The 19,302-nt window shown below is 49.6% G+C and carries 16 protein-coding genes; 12 read left to right on the top strand and 4 right to left on the bottom strand.

Annotated features, from left to right (window positions below; translation table 11 throughout):
* The first annotated feature begins 28 nt into the window (after positions 1–28).
* Both moeA and moeB read left to right on the top strand, forming a co-directional pair.
* Positions 29–1,264: a molybdopterin molybdotransferase MoeA gene (moeA, locus tag ACYP03_RS13115; RefSeq protein ID WP_459780284.1), complete on the top strand. Its 1,236-nt coding sequence runs from the start codon at positions 29–31 to the stop codon at positions 1,262–1,264.
* A 24-nt stretch (positions 1,265–1,288) separates the two neighbouring features.
* Positions 1,289–2,044 carry a molybdopterin-synthase adenylyltransferase MoeB gene (gene moeB, locus ACYP03_RS13120; protein WP_459780286.1) on the top strand — a complete coding sequence of 252 codons (756 nt, stop codon included), beginning with the start codon at positions 1,289–1,291 and terminating at the stop codon, positions 2,042–2,044.
* Between the two features lie 76 nt (positions 2,045–2,120).
* On the opposite strand, the gene ACYP03_RS13125 is transcribed toward moeB, so the two are convergent.
* Positions 2,121–3,737 carry a peptide ABC transporter substrate-binding protein gene (locus ACYP03_RS13125; protein ID WP_459780288.1) on the bottom strand — a complete coding sequence of 539 codons (1,617 nt, stop codon included), beginning with the start codon at positions 3,735–3,737 and terminating at the stop codon, positions 2,121–2,123.
* Between the two features lie 257 nt (positions 3,738–3,994).
* Positions 3,995–4,834 (bottom strand): CvfB family protein, encoded by an 840-nt coding sequence (locus tag ACYP03_RS13130; RefSeq protein WP_248140163.1) that lies wholly within the window; start codon positions 4,832–4,834, stop codon positions 3,995–3,997.
* Positions 4,835–5,110: 276 nt separating this feature from the next.
* Between ACYP03_RS13130 and ACYP03_RS13135 the strand changes: the two genes are divergently transcribed.
* Both ACYP03_RS13135 and ACYP03_RS13140 read left to right on the top strand, forming a co-directional pair.
* On the top strand, positions 5,111–6,454 hold the full coding sequence (locus ACYP03_RS13135) for a hypothetical protein (protein WP_248140161.1): 1,344 nt from the start codon (positions 5,111–5,113) through the stop codon (positions 6,452–6,454).
* 171 nt (positions 6,455–6,625) lie between these two features.
* Complete coding sequence (locus ACYP03_RS13140; protein ID WP_248140159.1) at positions 6,626–8,095, top strand: protein adenylyltransferase SelO; 1,470 nt, start codon at positions 6,626–6,628, stop codon at positions 8,093–8,095.
* A gap of 59 nt (positions 8,096–8,154) precedes the next feature.
* Here the strand turns inward: ACYP03_RS13140 and ACYP03_RS13145 are convergent, their stop codons facing one another.
* Positions 8,155–9,024 (bottom strand): putative PEP-binding protein, encoded by an 870-nt coding sequence (locus tag ACYP03_RS13145; RefSeq protein WP_459780291.1) that lies wholly within the window; start codon positions 9,022–9,024, stop codon positions 8,155–8,157.
* Between the two features lie 247 nt (positions 9,025–9,271).
* Here ACYP03_RS13145 and ACYP03_RS13150 point away from each other — a divergent pair, with 247 nt between their 5' ends.
* The 5 genes from ACYP03_RS13150 to ACYP03_RS13170 all read left to right on the top strand — a co-directional run bounded on the left by ACYP03_RS13150 (position 9,272) and on the right by ACYP03_RS13170 (position 14,618).
* Entirely contained in the window at positions 9,272–10,324 is a 1,053-nt protein-coding gene (locus ACYP03_RS13150; RefSeq protein ID WP_459780293.1) for a 3-deoxy-7-phosphoheptulonate synthase, read from the top strand.
* Positions 10,325–10,405: 81 nt separating this feature from the next.
* Entirely contained in the window at positions 10,406–10,891 is a 486-nt protein-coding gene (locus tag ACYP03_RS13155) for a YajQ family cyclic di-GMP-binding protein (protein WP_248140153.1), read from the top strand.
* Between the two features lie 258 nt (positions 10,892–11,149).
* Entirely contained in the window at positions 11,150–12,772 is a 1,623-nt protein-coding gene (locus ACYP03_RS13160; protein WP_459780295.1) for a glycoside hydrolase family 19 protein, read from the top strand.
* Between the two features lie 228 nt (positions 12,773–13,000).
* A complete protein-coding gene (locus ACYP03_RS13165; protein WP_459780297.1) occupies positions 13,001–13,618 on the top strand; it encodes a DNA-J related domain-containing protein in 618 nt (205 codons plus the stop codon).
* Positions 13,619–13,775: 157 nt separating this feature from the next.
* Positions 13,776–14,618 carry a pirin family protein gene (locus tag ACYP03_RS13170; RefSeq protein WP_459780299.1) on the top strand — a complete coding sequence of 281 codons (843 nt, stop codon included), beginning with the start codon at positions 13,776–13,778 and terminating at the stop codon, positions 14,616–14,618.
* A gap of 70 nt (positions 14,619–14,688) precedes the next feature.
* On the opposite strand, the gene lpxL is transcribed toward ACYP03_RS13170, so the two are convergent.
* Positions 14,689–15,618 (bottom strand): LpxL/LpxP family Kdo(2)-lipid IV(A) lauroyl/palmitoleoyl acyltransferase, encoded by a 930-nt coding sequence (gene lpxL, locus ACYP03_RS13175; protein ID WP_459780301.1) that lies wholly within the window; start codon positions 15,616–15,618, stop codon positions 14,689–14,691.
* A 529-nt stretch (positions 15,619–16,147) separates the two neighbouring features.
* Here lpxL and ACYP03_RS13180 point away from each other — a divergent pair.
* From ACYP03_RS13180 to ACYP03_RS13190, 3 genes are all read left to right on the top strand, one after another.
* Entirely contained in the window at positions 16,148–16,441 is a 294-nt protein-coding gene (locus ACYP03_RS13180; RefSeq protein WP_248140143.1) for a winged helix-turn-helix domain-containing protein, read from the top strand.
* Positions 16,442–16,835: 394 nt separating this feature from the next.
* Positions 16,836–17,438, top strand: coding sequence for a DUF2760 domain-containing protein (locus ACYP03_RS13185; RefSeq protein ID WP_459780562.1), 603 nt, complete (start codon positions 16,836–16,838; stop codon positions 17,436–17,438).
* Positions 17,438–19,273: an Hsp70 family protein gene (locus ACYP03_RS13190; protein ID WP_459780303.1), complete on the top strand. Its 1,836-nt coding sequence runs from the start codon at positions 17,438–17,440 to the stop codon at positions 19,271–19,273. The genes ACYP03_RS13185 and ACYP03_RS13190 overlap by 1 nt, the downstream gene beginning before the upstream one ends.
* Positions 19,274–19,302 lie beyond the last annotated feature (29 nt).

Genomic DNA, 19,302 nt, shown 5'->3' on the forward strand with positions numbered 1-19,302 from the left:
TTAAGAATAACGCTTGAAGGATTAGCAAATGGGTTCTTGTGACGCACCTGGTCTGATGCCAGTAGAAACTGCAATTGAAAAAATGCTGGCTGTCGTGAAACCAATCAGCAAAACCAATACATTGCCACTGTCAGAAACACTCGGATGTGTATTGGCAACCGATCTTAAATCGCCAGTGAACGTGCCGCCGTTTGCAAACTCTGCAATGGACGGATATGCCCTGAAACGTGCTGATTTAGACAGTACAGATACCCTCACTCTGAGTGGTCAGTCTTTTGCAGGTACACCGTTCGATGGCACCTGTCAGCCCGGACAATGCATTCGTATCATGACGGGCGCAGAGCTCCCGGCAGGAACGGATACTGTCATCATGCAGGAAGAAACAGAAGCCAACGGCGATCAAATCCGCTTCCTGATTCAACCGAAAGCTGGTGACAATGTTCGCCCGGTTGGTGATGACATCAAACTCGGTGAGGTCGTGGTAGCGCAAGGCACCCGCATCACAGCACGCGAGCTGCCGTTAATCGCCTCGCTCGGCGTTGCAAACATTCCTGTTTTCGAACGCCCGAAAGTCGCTTTCTTTTCGACCGGTGATGAACTGCGCCCGTTGGGTGAGCCCCTGGCTGCCGGTCAGATCTATGACAGCAACCGTTACGGTATCCGTGCCCTGCTGGAAAAACTGGGTTGCGATGTCTTGGATTTAGGTATTATTCCGGATGATCCGGCTCAGTTAAATGCCGCGTTTACAAAAGCCACCAGCGATACGGATGTCCTGATCACTTCCGGGGGCGTCAGTGTCGGAGAAGCTGACTATACCAAAGACATCCTGACCCAACAGGGCGAAATCGGTTTCTGGAAGATCGCCATGAAACCGGGCAAACCTTTTGCGTTCGGAAAAATCAAAAGCACCTGGTTCTGCGGGCTTCCGGGAAATCCAGTGTCAGCGATGCTGACGTTTTATCAGATCGTTCAGCCGATGCTGGCTCAACTGTCTGGTCACAGCCAGTATCAGCCGCCTCAGCGACTGCCAGCTATTGCCGGCACAGTATTTAAGAAACGCCCGGGACGGACCGACTTCCAGCGCGGCATCTATCATGTGAATGAGCAAGGCCAGATTGAGGTCGCCACGACAGGGAATCAGGGCTCCGGTGCATTCAGCTCAATGCATCAGGCCAACTGCCTCGTGATTCTTGAACAGGAACGCGGCAAAGTGCAGCCGGGTGAGATCGTGACGATCGAGCCATTTAACGCCACGCTGTATTAAGTAAACGACGAGCAGGAGTCCGGAATGGAAGAATTATCTGATCAGGAAATGCTTCGCTATAACCGCCAGATCATACTGCGCCAGTTTGATTTTGAGGGTCAGGAAGCACTGAAAGCGGCAAAAATTCTGATTTTGGGTGCTGGTGGCCTCGGATGTGCATCCAGCCAGTATCTGGTCGCGGCCGGTGCCGGACAAGTCACGCTGATTGATGATGACAGAGTCGAACTGTCTAACCTGCAGCGTCAGGTACTGCATCATGATGCAACTGTCGGCATGCTCAAAGTTGAATCGGCGAAACTGGCACTTGAACAGCTTAACCCGCACAGCCAGATTCACACCATTGCCGAACGCCTGGATGATGCATCTCTGCTGTCTCTGATCGAAGCACACACGCTGGTGCTGGACTGCAGCGACAACCTGCCGACCCGCAATCAACTGAACCGTTTATGTCATCAGACCAAAACCCCTTTAGTGTCCGGGGCCGCAATTCGCATGGAAGGTCAGGTCAGCGTTTTTACGTATCAGGACGATCAGCCCTGCTACGCCTGCCTGAGCAGTTTATTTGGCGAACAAAACCTGACTTGTGTTGAAGCGGGTGTGATTTCACCGCTGGTGGGGATCATCGGGGCGGTCCAGGCCATGGAAGCCATTAAAGTGATCGCAGCCATGGGAACGCCGTTAACAGGAAAAATTCTGTTGCTGGATGCCATGACCATGCACTGGCAGGAAATGAAGCTCATGAAGCAGCCCTCCTGTCCCGTATGCAGTGCATCAGCTTAATTCCTGAGTGATGCTGAAAATGAAACACAAAGAGCCTGGCATGCCAGGCTCTTTTTATATGTCTCTCCTTACATGATTACTTCATCATATAAAGATCGCGAGTATAGCGGTATGCAGAAGCGTTCGTGGTTGAATATCCGCCCACTTTCGGCGACTTAATGACAGTTTTCGTATAGAAGTACACGGGAATCGCAGGCATATCCTCTGAAAAAATCCGCTCAGCTTCCTGGTAGTACTTTTTACGTTCTGCATCAGTCTTCGCAGCTAAGGCATTCGACATCGCCTTATCATAAGCCTTATTCGCCCAGTCTGAATAGTTCATCCCCTTACTTTCAAAGTAAGACAGGAAGGTTGAGGCTTCATTGTAATCGCCAACCCACGCATAACGAGCCAGACTGAAGTCTTTCTGAGAGAGCTTCTGCAGGAAAGTTTTCCATTCCTGATTCGCCAGATCCACTTCTACAGGCAGGCTTTGCTTCCACATTGACATCATCGCCAATGCCAGTTTCTTATGCGCTTCGTTGGTGTTGTACACCAGCTCAAACTTCAGCGGATTGTCTTTGGTATAACCCGCCTCTTTCAACAGTTCACGAGCTTTTTGGTTCCGTTCTTTTTGCGTCAAATTCGCCCAAGGCAGATTTGGCGCATCAAAACCGGCGACGGCTGGCGGAGTCACACCAAAGGCCGGAATCTGGCCCTGACCCAGAATAATCTTCGTGACGACATCACGATCGATCGCATAAGCCAGCGCCTTACGAACACGGACATCATCAAATGGTTTTTGATCCAGATTGAACAGATAGTAATAAGTTGCCAGAGACGGCATTGTCACTAATTCATCCGGACGATCTTTCTTGATTTGCTTATACTGTTCCAGCGGGAAAGTCGAAGTAATATCAATTTCGCCAGTACGATAACGGTTGTACTCAGCAGTATCATTTTCAATCGCCAGATATGATGCTTTATTGATGACGGTCTTTGCATCATTCCAGTATTTCGGGTTACGGACCAGATCAATCCGCTCATTCACAACCCAGTTCGTCAGTGTATAAGCGCCCGAGCTCACCATATGTTCCGGACGTGTCCAGCTGTCACCATACTTCTCAATCGCTTTACGATACACAGGGAAAGTCGATGGATGAGACAGCATAATCACAAAGTATGGCGTTGGCTGAGTCAGCGTAAACTGAACCGTTTTTGCATCCAGTGCTTTTACACCTAAAGTATCTTTGTCTTTTTTACCGTCGGTAACTTCAGCAGCATTCAGAATATTCGCTGTGGCCAGATACCATGAATAAGGCGCAGCTGAAGCTGGATCGGCATTACGTTTGAAACTGTATTCCACATCATAAGCCGTGAGTGGTTCACCATTCGACCATTGAACCCCGTCACGCAAATGGAAGGTCACGGTTTTCCCGTCTGCCGAAGTTTCCCAATGGGTTGCCAGTGCAGGAATTAAATTACCTTGAGTATCTTCTGAAACTAAGCCATCAAACAGATCACTGATAATTTTGCTGCTGGAATCATCTGTGGTCATCGTCGGATCCAGTGTCGGAACCTCAGTCCCAACGCCCCAGATAATTTCCTGTTTCTTCGCTAAAGCTACGCCAGCCGGAACATCAGCTGCAAAAGTGGCACCAGAAAACATCAATGCGATGCCTGCTGCCAGTGCTTTCATTTTCATTCCTTGCATATTTATTCCTTGTCACATGTTGTGTTGTCAGGTTGAAAAGAACCTTGGATGGGAGCCTGACAAATATGACGGTCAATGGTGTTCCTTACCACTGAACTCTTCGGGGTTCACGACAGGGGTCGCTCAACGTTCAAGAAATTGAAACGTCAGCAACACCGAATTGACATAAACATACGCTGATTATGAAAAAGAGGGAATAGCAGAAGTCACAAAAAAGCCGGTGTCTATCACCGGCTTAAATCAGAGTTGCAGTCTTTTCAATTATCGTTGAGACGGATACCGTCATTTTCTATCAGGAGGACGCCTTTCTTATAAAGTCCCCCAATGGCTTTCTTAAACGTTGCCTTACTGGTGCGGAAAACTTTAAAAATCTCTTCCGGAGACGATTTATCACTCAGCGGCATAAAACCACCCTGGCGCGCCAGTTCCGTCAGGATCTTATCTGCAATATCGTCAACCTTGGCTTTGCCCGCTTTCTGAAGGGATAAATTAATTTTGCCGTCCGGGCGAATTTCTTTGATAAATGCCTTCAGACGCTTTCCGACAAAGAGTTTGCCGAAGGATTCCGTTTTGAACAGCAGCCCCCAGTGCTCGCCTTCGATTACCGCTTTATATCCAAGCTCAGAAACTTCAGCGATTACCACCTGAACTTCATCACCGACCTGATAATGATGCGGTGTTTTATCCAGAAAACGATTAAATTTCATCGAACCGACAATTCTACCGGATGCTTTGTCTGTATAGACCCGGACCATAATCATCTGGCCGGCTTCCAGGCGGCGACGCTGTTCGCTGAACGGAACCAGTAAGTCTTTTTCCAGCCCCCAGTCAACAAAAGCACCGACACCGGAAATCCCTACAACTTTCAGATGTGCAAAATCGCCGACCTGGGCAAGCGGCTGTTTCGTGGTCGCAATAATGTCATCTTCCGAATCAAAGTAGATGAACACTTCCAGGTTATCTCCCAGAGCTGTACCTTCAGGAACGGACGATTTAGGCAGTAAAATATTACCGAAATCCTCACCACCATCCAGAAACACGCCAAAATCTACAACTTTCACGACTTCCAGCGTGTTGTACTGACCAATTTTAATCATAAATATGTCACTCTCAGGGTAAAATAATCCGGCGAATGTCCGCCTCATTCTCCTGCTCATACAACTTCTGACACAAAGCTGATGCGGCACCGGAGAAAGCACGCTATTTTGAAACGCGCATTATACGTGATGTTGATTCAGACTGCCTGACCAAAAACAGACTTTCTGAACAAAAAACATGCTGTCGTGCCATAAGCTATTGTCAAGTGGTGCTATTTAACGGCGGCATCAACTAAAATTACCTGAACCGACCCAATTGCGAGGAAAATCTGTAAAGTGATCACCGTTGAAAAGAAAGATGGCCATAACCTGAAACTGTCTCATGTCATTCATGAGGCCAAAAACCGTCAGCTTGATGTTTTTCTTTTCATTCCCGGTGAGCTTGGCCTGAACGCCAACATCATGTCTGAAGATGAGTTCTATCATAATGTCATTCACGGCAAGCGGACTTACTTCAGTGATGTTCATCATCTGCCTCTGGTTCACAGCCGCCTCGCCAGCCGTGGCAACCTGTCTTCGGGCCAGTACCGTTTAAGTCTGAGTTTATTTGCTTACCAGTATGCCGTCGCCCTGGAAGAAACTGTTCACCAGCTTCTTGATGAAAAAGTAGAGCGGACCACAGAAGAACTGGAAGAAGTCGCCAGCATTTCCGGCGGGATTCTGAAACGGCTGCGCAGGAATGTGCCAACCGATGAAGAACTGCTGAAATACTACCAGAACATTGATAACTACCTATCCTGGTTTACTGAGCAGCGCTTTCTTTCGCTGGTCGCCCACCTGCCCCGGACAGAAAACTATGGTGAAATCAAAAGCCTGTTTCTGGATTTCTGCGATGCGGAATCTGAGCATCGCCTGACGAACAACTACAATTCTGAGCGTGCTGCTGCCGATCCAACGCGGATGTCGAACAAAATGCGGCTGTTGCGCCGTCTGATTGAATATCCGGTGACTATGAAAGAGAACACCACCGTTCTCGGCAACACGACCAAAAAAGTGGTGACCGGATTTGCAGCAGGTTTTGTGATGATCTTTGTCACCATCATGCTGATTGAGGCCCGCGGTGTACTCGGGGACATTACTGCCTCTTTCATCCTGGTCCTTTCCGTGATTTATGCTGCCCGTGAAGTCTTTAAAGACGACCTCAAACAGGCGCTCTGGCGCTGGGTCCGAAAAGGTAAACCCAAATGGCGGAAGCAGTTTTCCGACAGTAACAGTAACAAACTAATTGGCAGACAGCTTGAGTGGCTCGAGTACATGCGGTTTGACGACCTGGAAGATAATGTCAGAAAAGCGCGCAAGCATAAGGTTTCAGCCAAAGAAGAAACGATCCTGCATTACAAAAGCACCACAAGGATGTCGACAACCAAATTTCTGACAGGTTATGAGCAGACAAAAGAATCCATTCTGTTTGATCTGCGATTTCTGTCGACATTGATGGAAAAGGGCTCGCAAAAAATCTATGTCATGCGGGATGGTCAGGTTGCCAGAGAATCAGTTGAAAAACGTCATCTGATCAACCTGATTACCTGTGAAAGCGATGAAGATCAGGAACCCAAAATTCAGCGCTGGAAAATTATCATGAACCGTTCGAAGATTGTTGATATCGAAGCAATTGACTAATCCCGGTTCAATCGGTCTCACCACTGACAGTCCGGTTGGCCTCTTCTATGCTTAATTCAGAGGAGGCCCGCCATCTGCTTCAATTAGCCCTACTTTTTGTCCCTTGTTTACTCACGGCAAGTTGTTACCCTTACTGGCAGTCCACCCGTCCCTTATTTTATGGCACCAGGCATGCGTAAACTGACCGAACTGATTTTTAACAATACCTACAGTGAATTACCCAGCCATTTTGGGACACGCATTACCCCGCAACCCTTGGATAATCCTTCTCTGGTCAGCGTCAATCCTGTGATTTGCGATTTGCTTGAACTGGATCCGGCTGAAGCAGGCACGCCGTACTTTGCCGACATTTTCACAGGGAATGATGAATTACCGGGCTTTGAACCCATTGCCATGAAATACACCGGACATCAGTTCGGCCAGTACAATCCGGACCTGGGAGACGGCCGTGGCCTGCTGATGGGTGAAGTACTGACGTCAGCAGGAAAGAAATGGGACATTCATCTGAAAGGTTCGGGACAAACCCCTTACTCTCGCATGGGAGACGGACGGGCTGTTCTGCGATCAAGCATCCGTGAATATCTGGCCAGTGCCGCGATGAAAGGTCTGGGCATCCAGACGACCCATGCACTGGCCGTTCTGGTCAGCGACACCCCGGTTTACCGTGAAAAAGCAGAACAAGGCGCGACCCTGATCCGGGTCGCCGACAGCCACCTGCGGTTCGGACACTTTGAATATCTGTTTTACACCCAGCGCCATGAGGATCTGAAATTACTGGCGGATTATCTGATCAAACAGCACTTTTCAGATCTTCGTGATCACCCTTCCCCGTACGCGGCCATGTTCCAGCGCATTGTCGATCTGACCGCTGTGCTGATTGCGGACTGGCAGGCCGTTGGCTTCGCTCACGGGGTGATGAATACAGACAACATGTCTGTGCTTGGGCTGACCTTTGATTACGGCCCTTATGGTTTTCTGGATGACTACCAGCCGGGTTTTATCTGCAATCATTCCGATTACACCGGACGCTACGCCTTTAATCAGCAGCCTTCAATTGCGCTCTGGAATCTGTCGGCACTGGGTTATGCCCTGACGCCTCTGCTGGATAAAGAAGCCATTGACACGGCTCTGCACAGTTATCAAACCCGGCTGCAGCAGGAATACAGCATCCGAATGAGAAACAAGCTGGGGATTATGGAGCGGCATGACGAAGACAGCGCACTGTTCAGCCAGATGTTCGATCTTTTGGCAACTCAGGCCGTGGACTACACACTGTTTTTCCGGATACTGACTTCGATCCCAGCCAGTCAGTTGGCTGACAGCAGCCATCTGTTTTCTGAAATCATCCGTGATACTGCGCCGCTTCAGACATGGCTCAGCTTCTATGCCAAACGCCTGACGCTGGAACAGCAAAGCGACGAAGAACGCCTTGCGCTCATGCACATGCACAACCCGAAATTCATCCTGCGGAACTATCTGGCCCAAACGGCGATCGAGCAGGCTGAAAAAGGAGACTACGGCATGATAGAAAATTTACTGACCGTACTTGCCCGACCTTTTGATGAGCATCCGGCGTTCGAACAATTCGCAGCCAAGCCACCAGAATGGGGAAAAACGCTGGAAATCAGCTGCTCATCCTGACATTTGGATCCAATCAAAAAAGGAGCCGGTTCAAGGCTCCTTTTTGATATTTCAACGAATCAGTCTCCGCAGATCACCCGACTCACATCCTGCTCAATCAGCCAGCGACGAACGGGCTCAGAATCTTTGACCGCCCGGCCAGTAAATTCACAAGGCTTGCCCGCATCCCGGCTCATCTTTAAAGCTCGCTGAGCCAGAAATATCACCGCATCGTTATTGTGCAAGGCATAATCCAGTGCTGTATTCCCCGGATCTATCGCCAGCGAAAATTGCGCCAGATGATCCAGGTTGATCACCATGCCATCAAAGTAGTGCAGAAATTTATCGGCCATCAAGGCATTTGCCGGTAAATCGCACATGAAATGTACCTGCAGCCCGGCTTTTCCCCTGAACAGTCCTTGCTCCGCGAGTAAGTCATGTACGGACGCAGCATCACTGTATGTCCGGACAAACGGAATCACGATCGCCAGCGGCAAATCACCCGTGACCAGACGCAGGCGCTTGATAAGATTGCACTGCAACACAAATAACTTCGCCCACTCAGGACGGAGATACCGTGACACACCACGAACACCCATCAGCGGGTTTGCTTCCTGGCCATCAATGTGACCCACAGGATCACCCGCTTCTGCACCACTGAATATAATTTTGAAAACGGGTCTGGTGTGCCCTGCCGCGATCCGCTTCTGGGCGAAGTCCGACAACACCTGTACCAGTTTTTCAAACCGTTCCGTCTCAACAGCAGACATCTCACATACAGCATCTGACTGACCGAATGCAGACAAATGAAGACCGATGTCAGCCATACAAGCATCCATCGCGATGAACTCCAACTGAGCCATCTGCTCCCTTGTCGCATCCATCTGCGCACAACGTGTCACCATCTTCTGATCCGACAAACCGGCTAAAACCTCTTTTGACATCTCCATGTCCCGACTCTCCTTCATCCTTCTCCACCAGCCTTGCTATATTTAATCATTGTGATGCCATCAACCAGCAACATCATCCCTTTTCATGCCATCACATCATTTTCCGGCAACATGAATAATTTTCATTTACTCAAACTCGTACAAACACACGCGATAAAAGCAAGTGAAATGAAACGTTTGGTTTATTCCTGTGGTCATTTGAGCTATCTTTACGCGTCACAATGTTATACCTGAAAGCAGGCGGATTATGCCAAGAAAAACCGATGAACTTCGTACTGTCAGTTTAGGGCGGATGCCTTCTCCTGACGAAGTTGAAGCTGCTCACCCAATCTCAGATGCCATCGCCGAACACGTCGACCGCTCCCGAAAAGAAATTGAAGACATCCTGACCGGTCAGGACGAGCGCTTGCTTGTCATTGTCGGTCCGTGCTCTGTGCATGATACAGAAGCTGCGCTGGATTATGCCCGTCGTCTGCTTGAGCTGAAAACACAATACAAAGATAAACTCTGTATTGTCATGCGAACTTACTTTGAAAAGCCGCGTACCGTCGTGGGCTGGAAAGGTCTGGTTTCTGATCCCCATCTGGATGGTAGTCTGGACTTAGTGGCTGGCTTGTATAAAGCCCGAAAGCTGCTGCTCGACATCAACCAAATGGGAATGCCTACCGCGACTGAATTCCTGGATATGATCACCGGACAGTACATTGCCGATCTGATCAGCTGGGGTGCTATTGGTGCCCGCACCACTGAATCACAAATCCACCGTGAAATGGCATCAGCCTTATCCTGCCCGGTTGGGTTTAAAAACGGCACGGACGGCAATGTAAAAATCGCGATTGATGCGATTCGCGCCACCCGGGTACCGCATGTTTTCTGTTCCCCGGCTAAAAACGGGGAAATGACTATCTATAAGACAGCCGGTAATCCGTATGGTCATATCATTCTGCGTGGCGGAAAAATGCCTAATTACCATGCAGAAGACATTCAGGCGGCCTGTGATGCGCTTGCAGACTATGATCTGCCTACCCGGCTGATTGTTGATTTCAGCCATGGCAACTGCCAGAAACAACACAAGCGACAGTTAGACGTTGCCGCAGATATCTGCCAGCAACTGAAAAACGGCAGCCGTCATATTGCCGGAATTATGGCTGAAAGCTTTATTGTTGAAGGCAACCAGTCACTGGAGCAAGGGCTGGAAGATGGCCTGACATATGGTCAGTCTGTCACTGACCCCTGTATCAGCTGGGAAGATACTGTCGACATGATTCAAATGCTGGCTGCTGCGGTGCAAAATCGCTAATTCAGCCAAGCGCAACTACCTTTAAGTCAGCGTTTTATGATATAAAAACGCCCATTAACACTGATGAGCAGGAATTAAACCATGCCTTCTTTTGATATCATTTCTGAAGTCGACACCGTTGAACTGAAAAATGCGGTGGATAACAGTAACCGAGATCTGGATACCCGTTTTGACTTTCGCAATGTTGAAGCTTCATTCAGCCTGAATAAAGAGATTGTCAAAATTTCAGCCGAAGCTGAATTCCAGGTTCTGCAAATGCGCGACATCCTTCGTGCAAACCTGGCTAAACGTGGTGTAGATGCCCGTGCCATGGAAACCAAGGATATTGTGCATTCAGGAAGAACCTTCTCGCAGGAAGCCATGTTCAAACAAGGCATTGATACACCAGTCGCCAAGCAACTGGTGAAAATGATCAAAGATTCAAAAATTAAAGTACAGGCATCCATCCAGGGCGACAAAGTACGTGTCACCGGCAAGAAAAGGGATGATTTACAAGCCGCGATGGCACTGGTTCGCAATTCGGAAGAACTGGATAAACCATTCCAGTTTGATAATTTCCGCGATTAATCTAAGCCAGCCTTCAGGAAGGTTCCCAGCCTTCCTGATTGATTCCGGAACGATCCGACTTTTTACTCAACAACAATTAAGTTTTAGCTCAATATCACAACTTCCCGGCAACAGCACCGCTGCTGCATGATTTCCCCTTGAATCCAATCGCAAATTGTCATTTCCCATCAGGACAAAATCTTGATAATCGATACCTTGAACGCAGTCTATTTTTCCGGTCTGACTGCCGGGTTTTTTACTGCACGAAAGGAACCAATCATGAAACAAAAACTGTCCCCTCAGTGGGCGCTCAGGACCTTACTGGTCAGCGGTGCGCTCTTCTCTGCCAGTGTGTTTGCAACTGCAAACTATAGCGTAAACGGCGTGTATCAGGCCGGAGAACAGGTAATTTATCAGGGCGTCACCTATGAAGCGCTCAGGACAACGGAGAATGAAACACCCGATGCTCATCTGGGAGATGCCTGGAAACAGGTGAACACCCTGCTGACAACAAGTACGACTGTCGCGTCCTACCCTGCATATTCAAACAACGCGACCTATGTCGGCGGCGATCATGTTTCCTACAACGGACAAATCTATAAAGCCAAATGGTGGACCCAGGGCGAAGCGCCGGATGCAACACCGGGTACCGGCGTCTGGGAATGGGTCAGCGTTGACAACAACCCGGATCCGGGTCCAGGACCGGATCCAGATCCAACCCCAGATCCCACACCATCCAACGGCATCATCGGGCAAAACCCGGATGGCAGTTACATCATGAGCAAAACCTATCTGGATGCCCGTGAAGCCGAACTGACCAGCTCTCCTGAATTTGCCAAGGTGTTCGAATCAATCAGCACCCGCGATAATGCCGTTGTTGAAGCCGTCGTTCCCGGTGCTTCCACCAACCCTGACAATGTTAAACGTGTTGAGTCCCTGATCAATGAACAGAAATGGGATCAACTGTTTCCGGAACGCAACACGGCCTACACCTACACCAATTTCCTGAAAGCCGTCGCCAAATTTAAAGGTTTCTGCGCCACATATACGGATGAGCGTGCTGCTCAGTCTGATGCAATCTGTGCGAAATCACTGGCGGTCATGTTTGCTCACTTCACTCAGGAAACCGGTGCACACAACCCGCATTCACCCTATGAAGAATGGCGCCAGGGGTTGTACTTTGTCCGCGAAGCCGGCTGTTCTGATGATGCAAACTCCTGTGGTTACAACAGCGAATGTGCAGCGACGAACTGGCAGACAGAACAGTGGCCTTGCGGTAAAAATCCTGACGGCAGTTATGTGAAATACTTTGGCCGCGGCGCAAAACAGCTGTCATATCACTATAACTACGGTCCGTTTTCTGACTTCATCTTCAATGATGTGAACGTGCTGCTTCAGGATCCGGATCGTGTCGCCAACAGCTGGCTGAATCTGGCTTCTGCAGTATTCTTCTTTGTTTACCCGCAACCGCCAAAACCATCAATGCTGCATGTCATTGACGGCACCTGGCAGCCAACCGCGACAGACATTGCCGAAAAACGTGTCCCGGGCTTTGGTGTCACAACCATGATCATCAACGGCGGCATTGAATGTACGCTGGAAACAGAAAAACCGCAGTCCGTGAACCGAATTCAGTATTACCGGGGTCATGCTGCTGCGCTGGGCGTTCCCGTTCCTGCTGATGAACAGTTAGGCTGCGCCGGTATGAAACCGTTTAAGAAAACGGGTGACAATACATTTGGCCTGTACTGGGAAAATGACTGGAGTTACTACCCGGATAACCCGGGTGGCAGCAGCTTTGCCTGCCGGATTGAATCAGGTTACCAGACAGCACACACCACGCTGAAAAAAGGTGACTATACCAAGTGTGTGCAAAAATATTATGGTGTAACCGTCGAATAAGACTCACACCTCCATCCGTCTGATCTCCACAAGCCGGTGCTGAAAAGCCCGGCTTTTTCAATTCCATGCAATGAAAATCGTCATGCTGTGACACCGATTCCCCTATCTGTGACCAAGCCACTGATTTTTTTGGGTCTGGCTGCCGGCTTTGCTAGAGTGCAAGAGTCTGACCGTCCCGGTGACTGTTCGACACATCTCACTCGTTTATATCACTGACGGAATTACCGAATGACACTGCCCGAGCGCCCTTCTGACGATCAGCCGGAAAACCCACTCATCTGGTCAATTTTAGGTTTACTGGAAAAGCAGCATGATGGCTGGATGGTCCACACGATGGCAGATGCGCTGAAGCAACAAGGCCTGATCAACACGCTGGACGACGTTCCCGAGCAGGATTTATTCAAACGTAACTTCCTGTTGATGAATGCTCTCTACCAGCTTCAGGATATGCTGTTGCCTGAGCAATGGCTGCAGGCACAGGCCATGGACATCAAGCTCATGGCCAATTCAGGTCATCAGCAGGTCGATGCAGCCGATCCGCTGAGAGAGTATTATCTGGACTGGCAAAACTACGAAGCAGACGCCAATGCAATCCGCGAACTTCTGTCTTCGTTCTGGAAACAGTACCAAAAGCATATTGGAACCCTCAGTGTGACAACCAATGCTTCCTGGCTGCAGGATCTGGCCATACTTGAACTGACTGCGGAAGCCAGTCCGGCACAAATCCGCCGTCAATGGCGCAAACTGGCCCTTCGCTGGCATCCCGACAGACCCGGAGGAGACACGGAGAAATTCCGTCTGGCCTGCGAAGCGTGGCAACGCATTCAAAACCGCCTTCACAGTTAGCCTGCTGACGCTGCACGACTTTTCCGTCAGCACCTCACCTCTTATTCAATTTTTTCTAATAAGCTGTTCGTCGGTTTCAACTGTTCTGCCTCCCAGAGCCGACGTACACTTTCTGTAACTCCCGGCCACGGCCGGAACCAGAAATTTGGAGGCAATCATGGCAATCAGACAAATTCAAAGCATCCTTCGCACACACCAGACTTCTGATGGAGATGGCGTCAAAATTCAGCGTGTCCACGGGTTCGAAAATGCCGCATTTTCTCCTTTCCTGATGCTGGATGAACTGAAATCCGACGAAGCCGCAGATTATGTCGGCGGATTTCCGCCACACCCGCACCGCGGAATAGAAACCCTGACCTACATGCTCAAAGGTCACTTTCAGCACCAGGATCACATGGGGAACCGGGGCGAGTTAAAAGATGGCGGTGCTCAGTGGATGTCAGCCGGTAAAGGGGTCATCCATAGTGAAATGCCAATCATGACCGACGGTCAGCTGCATGGTTTCCAGATTTGGATTAACCTGCCAGCCAGTAAAAAGATGCAGCCGGCCCAATACCATGATTTCCAGTCCGACGTCATTGCTGAAAAGCAGTTGGGCCCAAACAATCTGATCCGGGTCATCGCAGGTGATTTGACTATTGAGGGTGACACCGTCACAGGTCCATTACAGCAAACCGGGGTGCCAACCACCATCGCAGACTGGCAAACCGCTGCCGGCGGCCAGTTAAACTCCTGCCTGAACCCAGACTTTCAGGCCATGCTTTATGTCTATCAAGGCGAAATTGACATTGATGGCAGAGCTGCAAAAGCCGGTGAGCTGGCGATCCTGAATGCCGGAGAAGGACTGTCAATCAAGGCCACAGAAGATACGGGCATGCTCTTGCTTTCTGGCATGCCGATTCATGAACCCGTTGTTCATTATGGTCCCTTTGTAATGAACAGCATGGACGAAATTGAGCAAGCCATTCGTGATTACCAGACTGGCACACTGACAGACTGATATTCACAATCCACTGATAGAAAAACAGCCCGCAAAGACGGGCTGTTTTCTCGTTTGACAGTTTTATCTGTTAATACAGGGAGGCCTCGCCTTCCGGGCGGGTCTTAAACCGGCGGTGCAACCACATATACTGCTCTGGCGCTTCCATAATGATAGGTTCAACAGCATTTTTATTGATAAATGCTGCCGCCGCATCCGGATCTTTATGCGGGAAGCCTTCCAGTGGTTTAAAAATTTTCAGGGTATACATACCGTCATCCGTATCGCGGACAATGGCAATCGGCACGATGGCACATCGAGTCGCATCGACCAGAATGCTGGTCCCTGTCGTCGTACAGGCTTTATCGACTGCGAATAAAGGCGCAAAAGTTGAACGGCGGCGGCCATAGTCATGATCCGGTGCATACCAGACACGCTCTCCTTCACGGAGCGCGCGGAACATCCCTTTGACATCTTTACGATCCAGCATGTATCGGTTCGACCGTACCCTGCCATGAAACTGAAAATAATCAAAGCACGGGTTGTTGTTCGGGCGATAGACGCCAACCCCCGGAGCCCGTAAACCAAATGCACGCGCACCGATTTCCAGATTCATCGAATGTGCCGCGACCAGCAACACACCTCTGCCCTCTTTTTCCAGTTCATCCAGATATTCAACGCCTTCGAAACGAACGTGACGTTTGAAGCGCCATTCCGGCCAGAACCAGGCCATCCCGGTTTCAAACAATGCCAGCCCGGCATTATCGATATTCTGCTGAATGAGCGCTTCACGTTCCCCTTCAGACATCTCAGGGAAGCAAAGTTCAAGATTTCGTTCAATCGTAAAACGACGCTTTTTCAGTAGTTTAATCGCCAGTCGGCCAATCCCTTTGCCCATCCAGAACTGAATTCGGTATGGCAGTAAACTGATGAGCTTCATAGTGCCAATCATCAGCAAAGTCGGCCAGTATCGGGGATGGAGAAACGCGATTTTGAATTCCGGTGCCGTCAATTTGCTCATAACAGAGACGATTTTCCTTATTGTTTAAAGCCAAGCCTGCACTGTCATCGTCACGGCAGACAGGAAAAGAACAATGTATTGTATACCAGCATCTTCAGCATGCAAGAATGACGATACCTGGTCCGCTCACAGCAGAAAACCAGTCAAAAAAAGAAAGCCACCCGAAGGTGGCCAGTTGAAAGTTATTTTTGTCATCATTTTTATAGTTATCCTTTTATCCCTGCGAAGTTTCAGCGCTTCCCCTAAGCCCTGGAGCAGTGATAAAGGCTTCCCTCTACACATCGAAATCCTGTTGGCTCAGCCTGAACTCTGATGAGAACGGATACGAGCCTGGTTTCTATGTTTATAAATGCACTAATCGCGCCAACTTTTTCGGTTTCTGTTTTTCAATCACTTAAAGTCAGTGTTCAAAAACACGCGCAGGAACCTGTAAAAAGACCTGACACTTTTCTGTGCCTGTTCATCCCACCGGGAATAGTGTTAACCTGCATCCACATGCCGACAATGAAAGGGAGTTCAGTTCACAGCCATGTCCATCAGCAAAACAAAATCAAGCTTTTACCGGCGCCTCTATGTCGCCCATCTCATTGATCAAGGCATTGCTACGGTGCCCGCTCTGCTTGAATATACCGGTATGCCCAGACGGACAGCTCAGGACACGATAAAAAGTCTGTCAGATCTGGATATTACCTGTGAGTTTAAACAAACAGAGGGAGAGCGCCACCGGATTGGGCGTTATGAAATACTTGATTGGGGTGCGATCAATAAACACTGGATTGAAGAAAACCTGACCGAAATTAAATCTGTACTGGATTATCCTTAAATTGCACGGTCATTTTTGTCATGAGTCGCAACTTGCAACTCATATTGCAATGCAATTTGCGCTCTTTTTAAATCCGCACCTGCCTTCGGTTCCACAAAGCGTCAAAAAATAGACTAAAAAGAAGGTGGGGTATCGGAAAATCCAGCCACAGTTCGATTTACACCCGGGTTTTCGCGAACATACCATAAGGTCATGCAGCCAATGACAGAAAATTGTCATATTGACTTGGTTGCAAAGTAACCTAAGGAACTGTTTCTCACGAAAATAGCGCTAAAAATCGCGTACTCACTGGCAATATTAGCAATGTGTTGTGTTAGTATTCGGCCAAATTTTTCCAATAAGACAGTTTGTCACGGACAAAGAGAAGACGAATATGGCTTTAGACTTTTCAAAAATGACAGTGGATCTATCCGCAATGCCAACCACGATTGATATGGGACACGCCTGGCTGGCTGCCCTTGTTGTGATTCTTCTGCTGCTTTATGTCACAAAGAAAGGCAAAACAGTAGAAGTTGAAAAAATCGTTGAGAAAGAAGTCGAAGTTGAAAAGATTGTCGAAGTCGAGAAAATTGTAGAAGTAGAAAAGATTGTCGAGGTTGAGTCGAAGTTGAAAACTGCAACCCCGGATGCCGCATTGCAACTGCTTTCTCTGTTGCAAAAAGAAGCACGTTTTATCGACTTTATGCAGGAAGATCTGAAAGGTTTTGCTGATGCTGAAATTGGCGCAGCAGCCCGTGTTATTCACGAAGGCGGAAAGAAAGTGCTGGATGAATACTTCCGTTTTGTCCCGGTACGCAGTGAAGAAGAAGAAAGCCGTGTTACTTTACCAGAAGGCTTCAATGCTTCTGAAGTCCGCCTGACTGGCAATGTTGTCGGCAACGCCCCATTTACTGGCACACTCATTCACCGCGGCTGGAAAGTCACCGACGTTCACTTACCTAAAATGGCAGAAGGACATGATCCGCGTATCCTTGCTGCTGCTGAGGTAGAGTTATAATGCAAGACATTCAAGAACATAAATACAGTGTGGGGATCGACTTAGGCACAACCCACTGCGTTCTGTCTTATGTTGACCTGCAACAGGACGAAGCGCCCGTTCAAATAATGCCGATTGCCCAGCTCACAGCCCCTGGCAGTGTTGAGGAAAAATCGCAGCTGCCTTCATTCATGTATCAGGCGCACGAATCTGAGCTTGCTCAGGGCGATACCGCCCTGCCATGGAACGCACAGCCAAATGCAATTGTCGGTGCCATGGCCCGCAGCCTAGGCAGCAAAACGCCGATTCGCCTGATTGCCAGTGCCAAAAGCTGGCTTTGTCATGGTGGAGTGAACCGGCGGGATGCTTTCCTGCCCTTGAATGCACCGGAAGAGGTCACAAAAGTTTCGCCCCTAGAGGCCACCCGTGCATACCTGAGTCATCTGGCTGAAGCCTGGAATCACCAGCATCCGGATGCCTCCTTGTTTGAGCAGGATGTCACCATTACGGTCCCGGCATCCTTTGACCCGGCCGCACGGGATCTGACTGCCGAAGCTGCCCGTGAAGTCGGCTTCAAACACCTGACCCTGCTGGAAGAGCCACAGGCTGCGGTTTACAGCTGGATTAAAAACAACGATGAAACCTGGCGGGACCAGGTCAGCGTGGGTGACATTATTCTTGTTGTCGATATCGGCGGGGGTACTACTGACCTGTCGCTGGTTGCGGTGACAGAAGAAGACGGTAACCTGACACTGAACCGGGTCGCAGTTGGCGATCATATCCTGCTGGGCGGCGACAACATGGATCTGGCACTTGCCTTCCGGCTGAAAGCCAAACTCGCCCAGGAAGGTAAACAGCTGCAGCCATGGCAGATTCAGGCGGTCACACATGCCTGCCGGGATGCGAAAGAAGCACTGCTGAGCGACGAAAACCTGCGTGCTGTGCCGATCGTCGTTCCGAGCCGTGGTTCGAAACTGCTGGGCGGCACCCTGCAAACCGAACTGACTCAGGAAGAAGTGCAACAGACACTGGTTGAAGGCTTCTTCCCGCAGACCAGTATTGAAGAACACCCGGTTGAAATGCAGCGCGGCGCCCTGACCCAAATGGGCCTGCCTTATGCTCAAGATGCCGCTGTTTCCCGTCATATTGCCGGGTTCCTGAGTCGTCAGTCTTCAGCGGTTGATGAATTGTTTGACAGTTTTGAACAAATCCATGAAGGCTTTATCCGCCCGACTGCAGTGCTGTTCAATGGCGGTGTACTGAAATCAGATCTGCTGTCACAACGCCTGATGTCCATCATTAACCAATGGCTGACAACAGGTGGCAGTGCGGAAGCGAAACGCCTGCAGGGGCTGGATCTGGATCTGGCGGTTGCGCACGGCGCCTCTTATTACGGTTCTGTCCGTCAAGGAAAAGGCGTCCGGATCCGTGGTGGTATTGCCAGCAGCTACTATGTGGGTATTGAAAGTGCCATGCCAGCCATCCCGGGCATGGAACCGCCTGTTGAAGCACTGTGCGTTGCACCTTTTGGTATGGAAGAAGGCAGTCACGCAGATGTTCCGAGCCGGGAGTTTGGTCTGATTATCGGACAACCGGTCACATTCCGTTTCTTCGGTTCAACCGTTCGTCGTGAAGATGCACCGGGAACCCTGCTGGACTGGTGGCAACCTGAAGAGCTGGAAGAACTCCCTGCAATTCAGGTGACTTTACCGGTTTCCGATGGCCGCAGTGCCGGAAATATCGTACCGGTGAAACTTGCCGCCCGAGTGACTGAACTGGGTACTTTATGCCTGGAAGTTATCCCGACCGACGGTGGTCAGAAGTGGCAAGTCGAATTCGACGTTCGGGATAACTGAGTCGTTCACAACATTCTTTCTCACGGCGC

The organism is Photobacterium sp. R1, assembly GCF_054600795.1.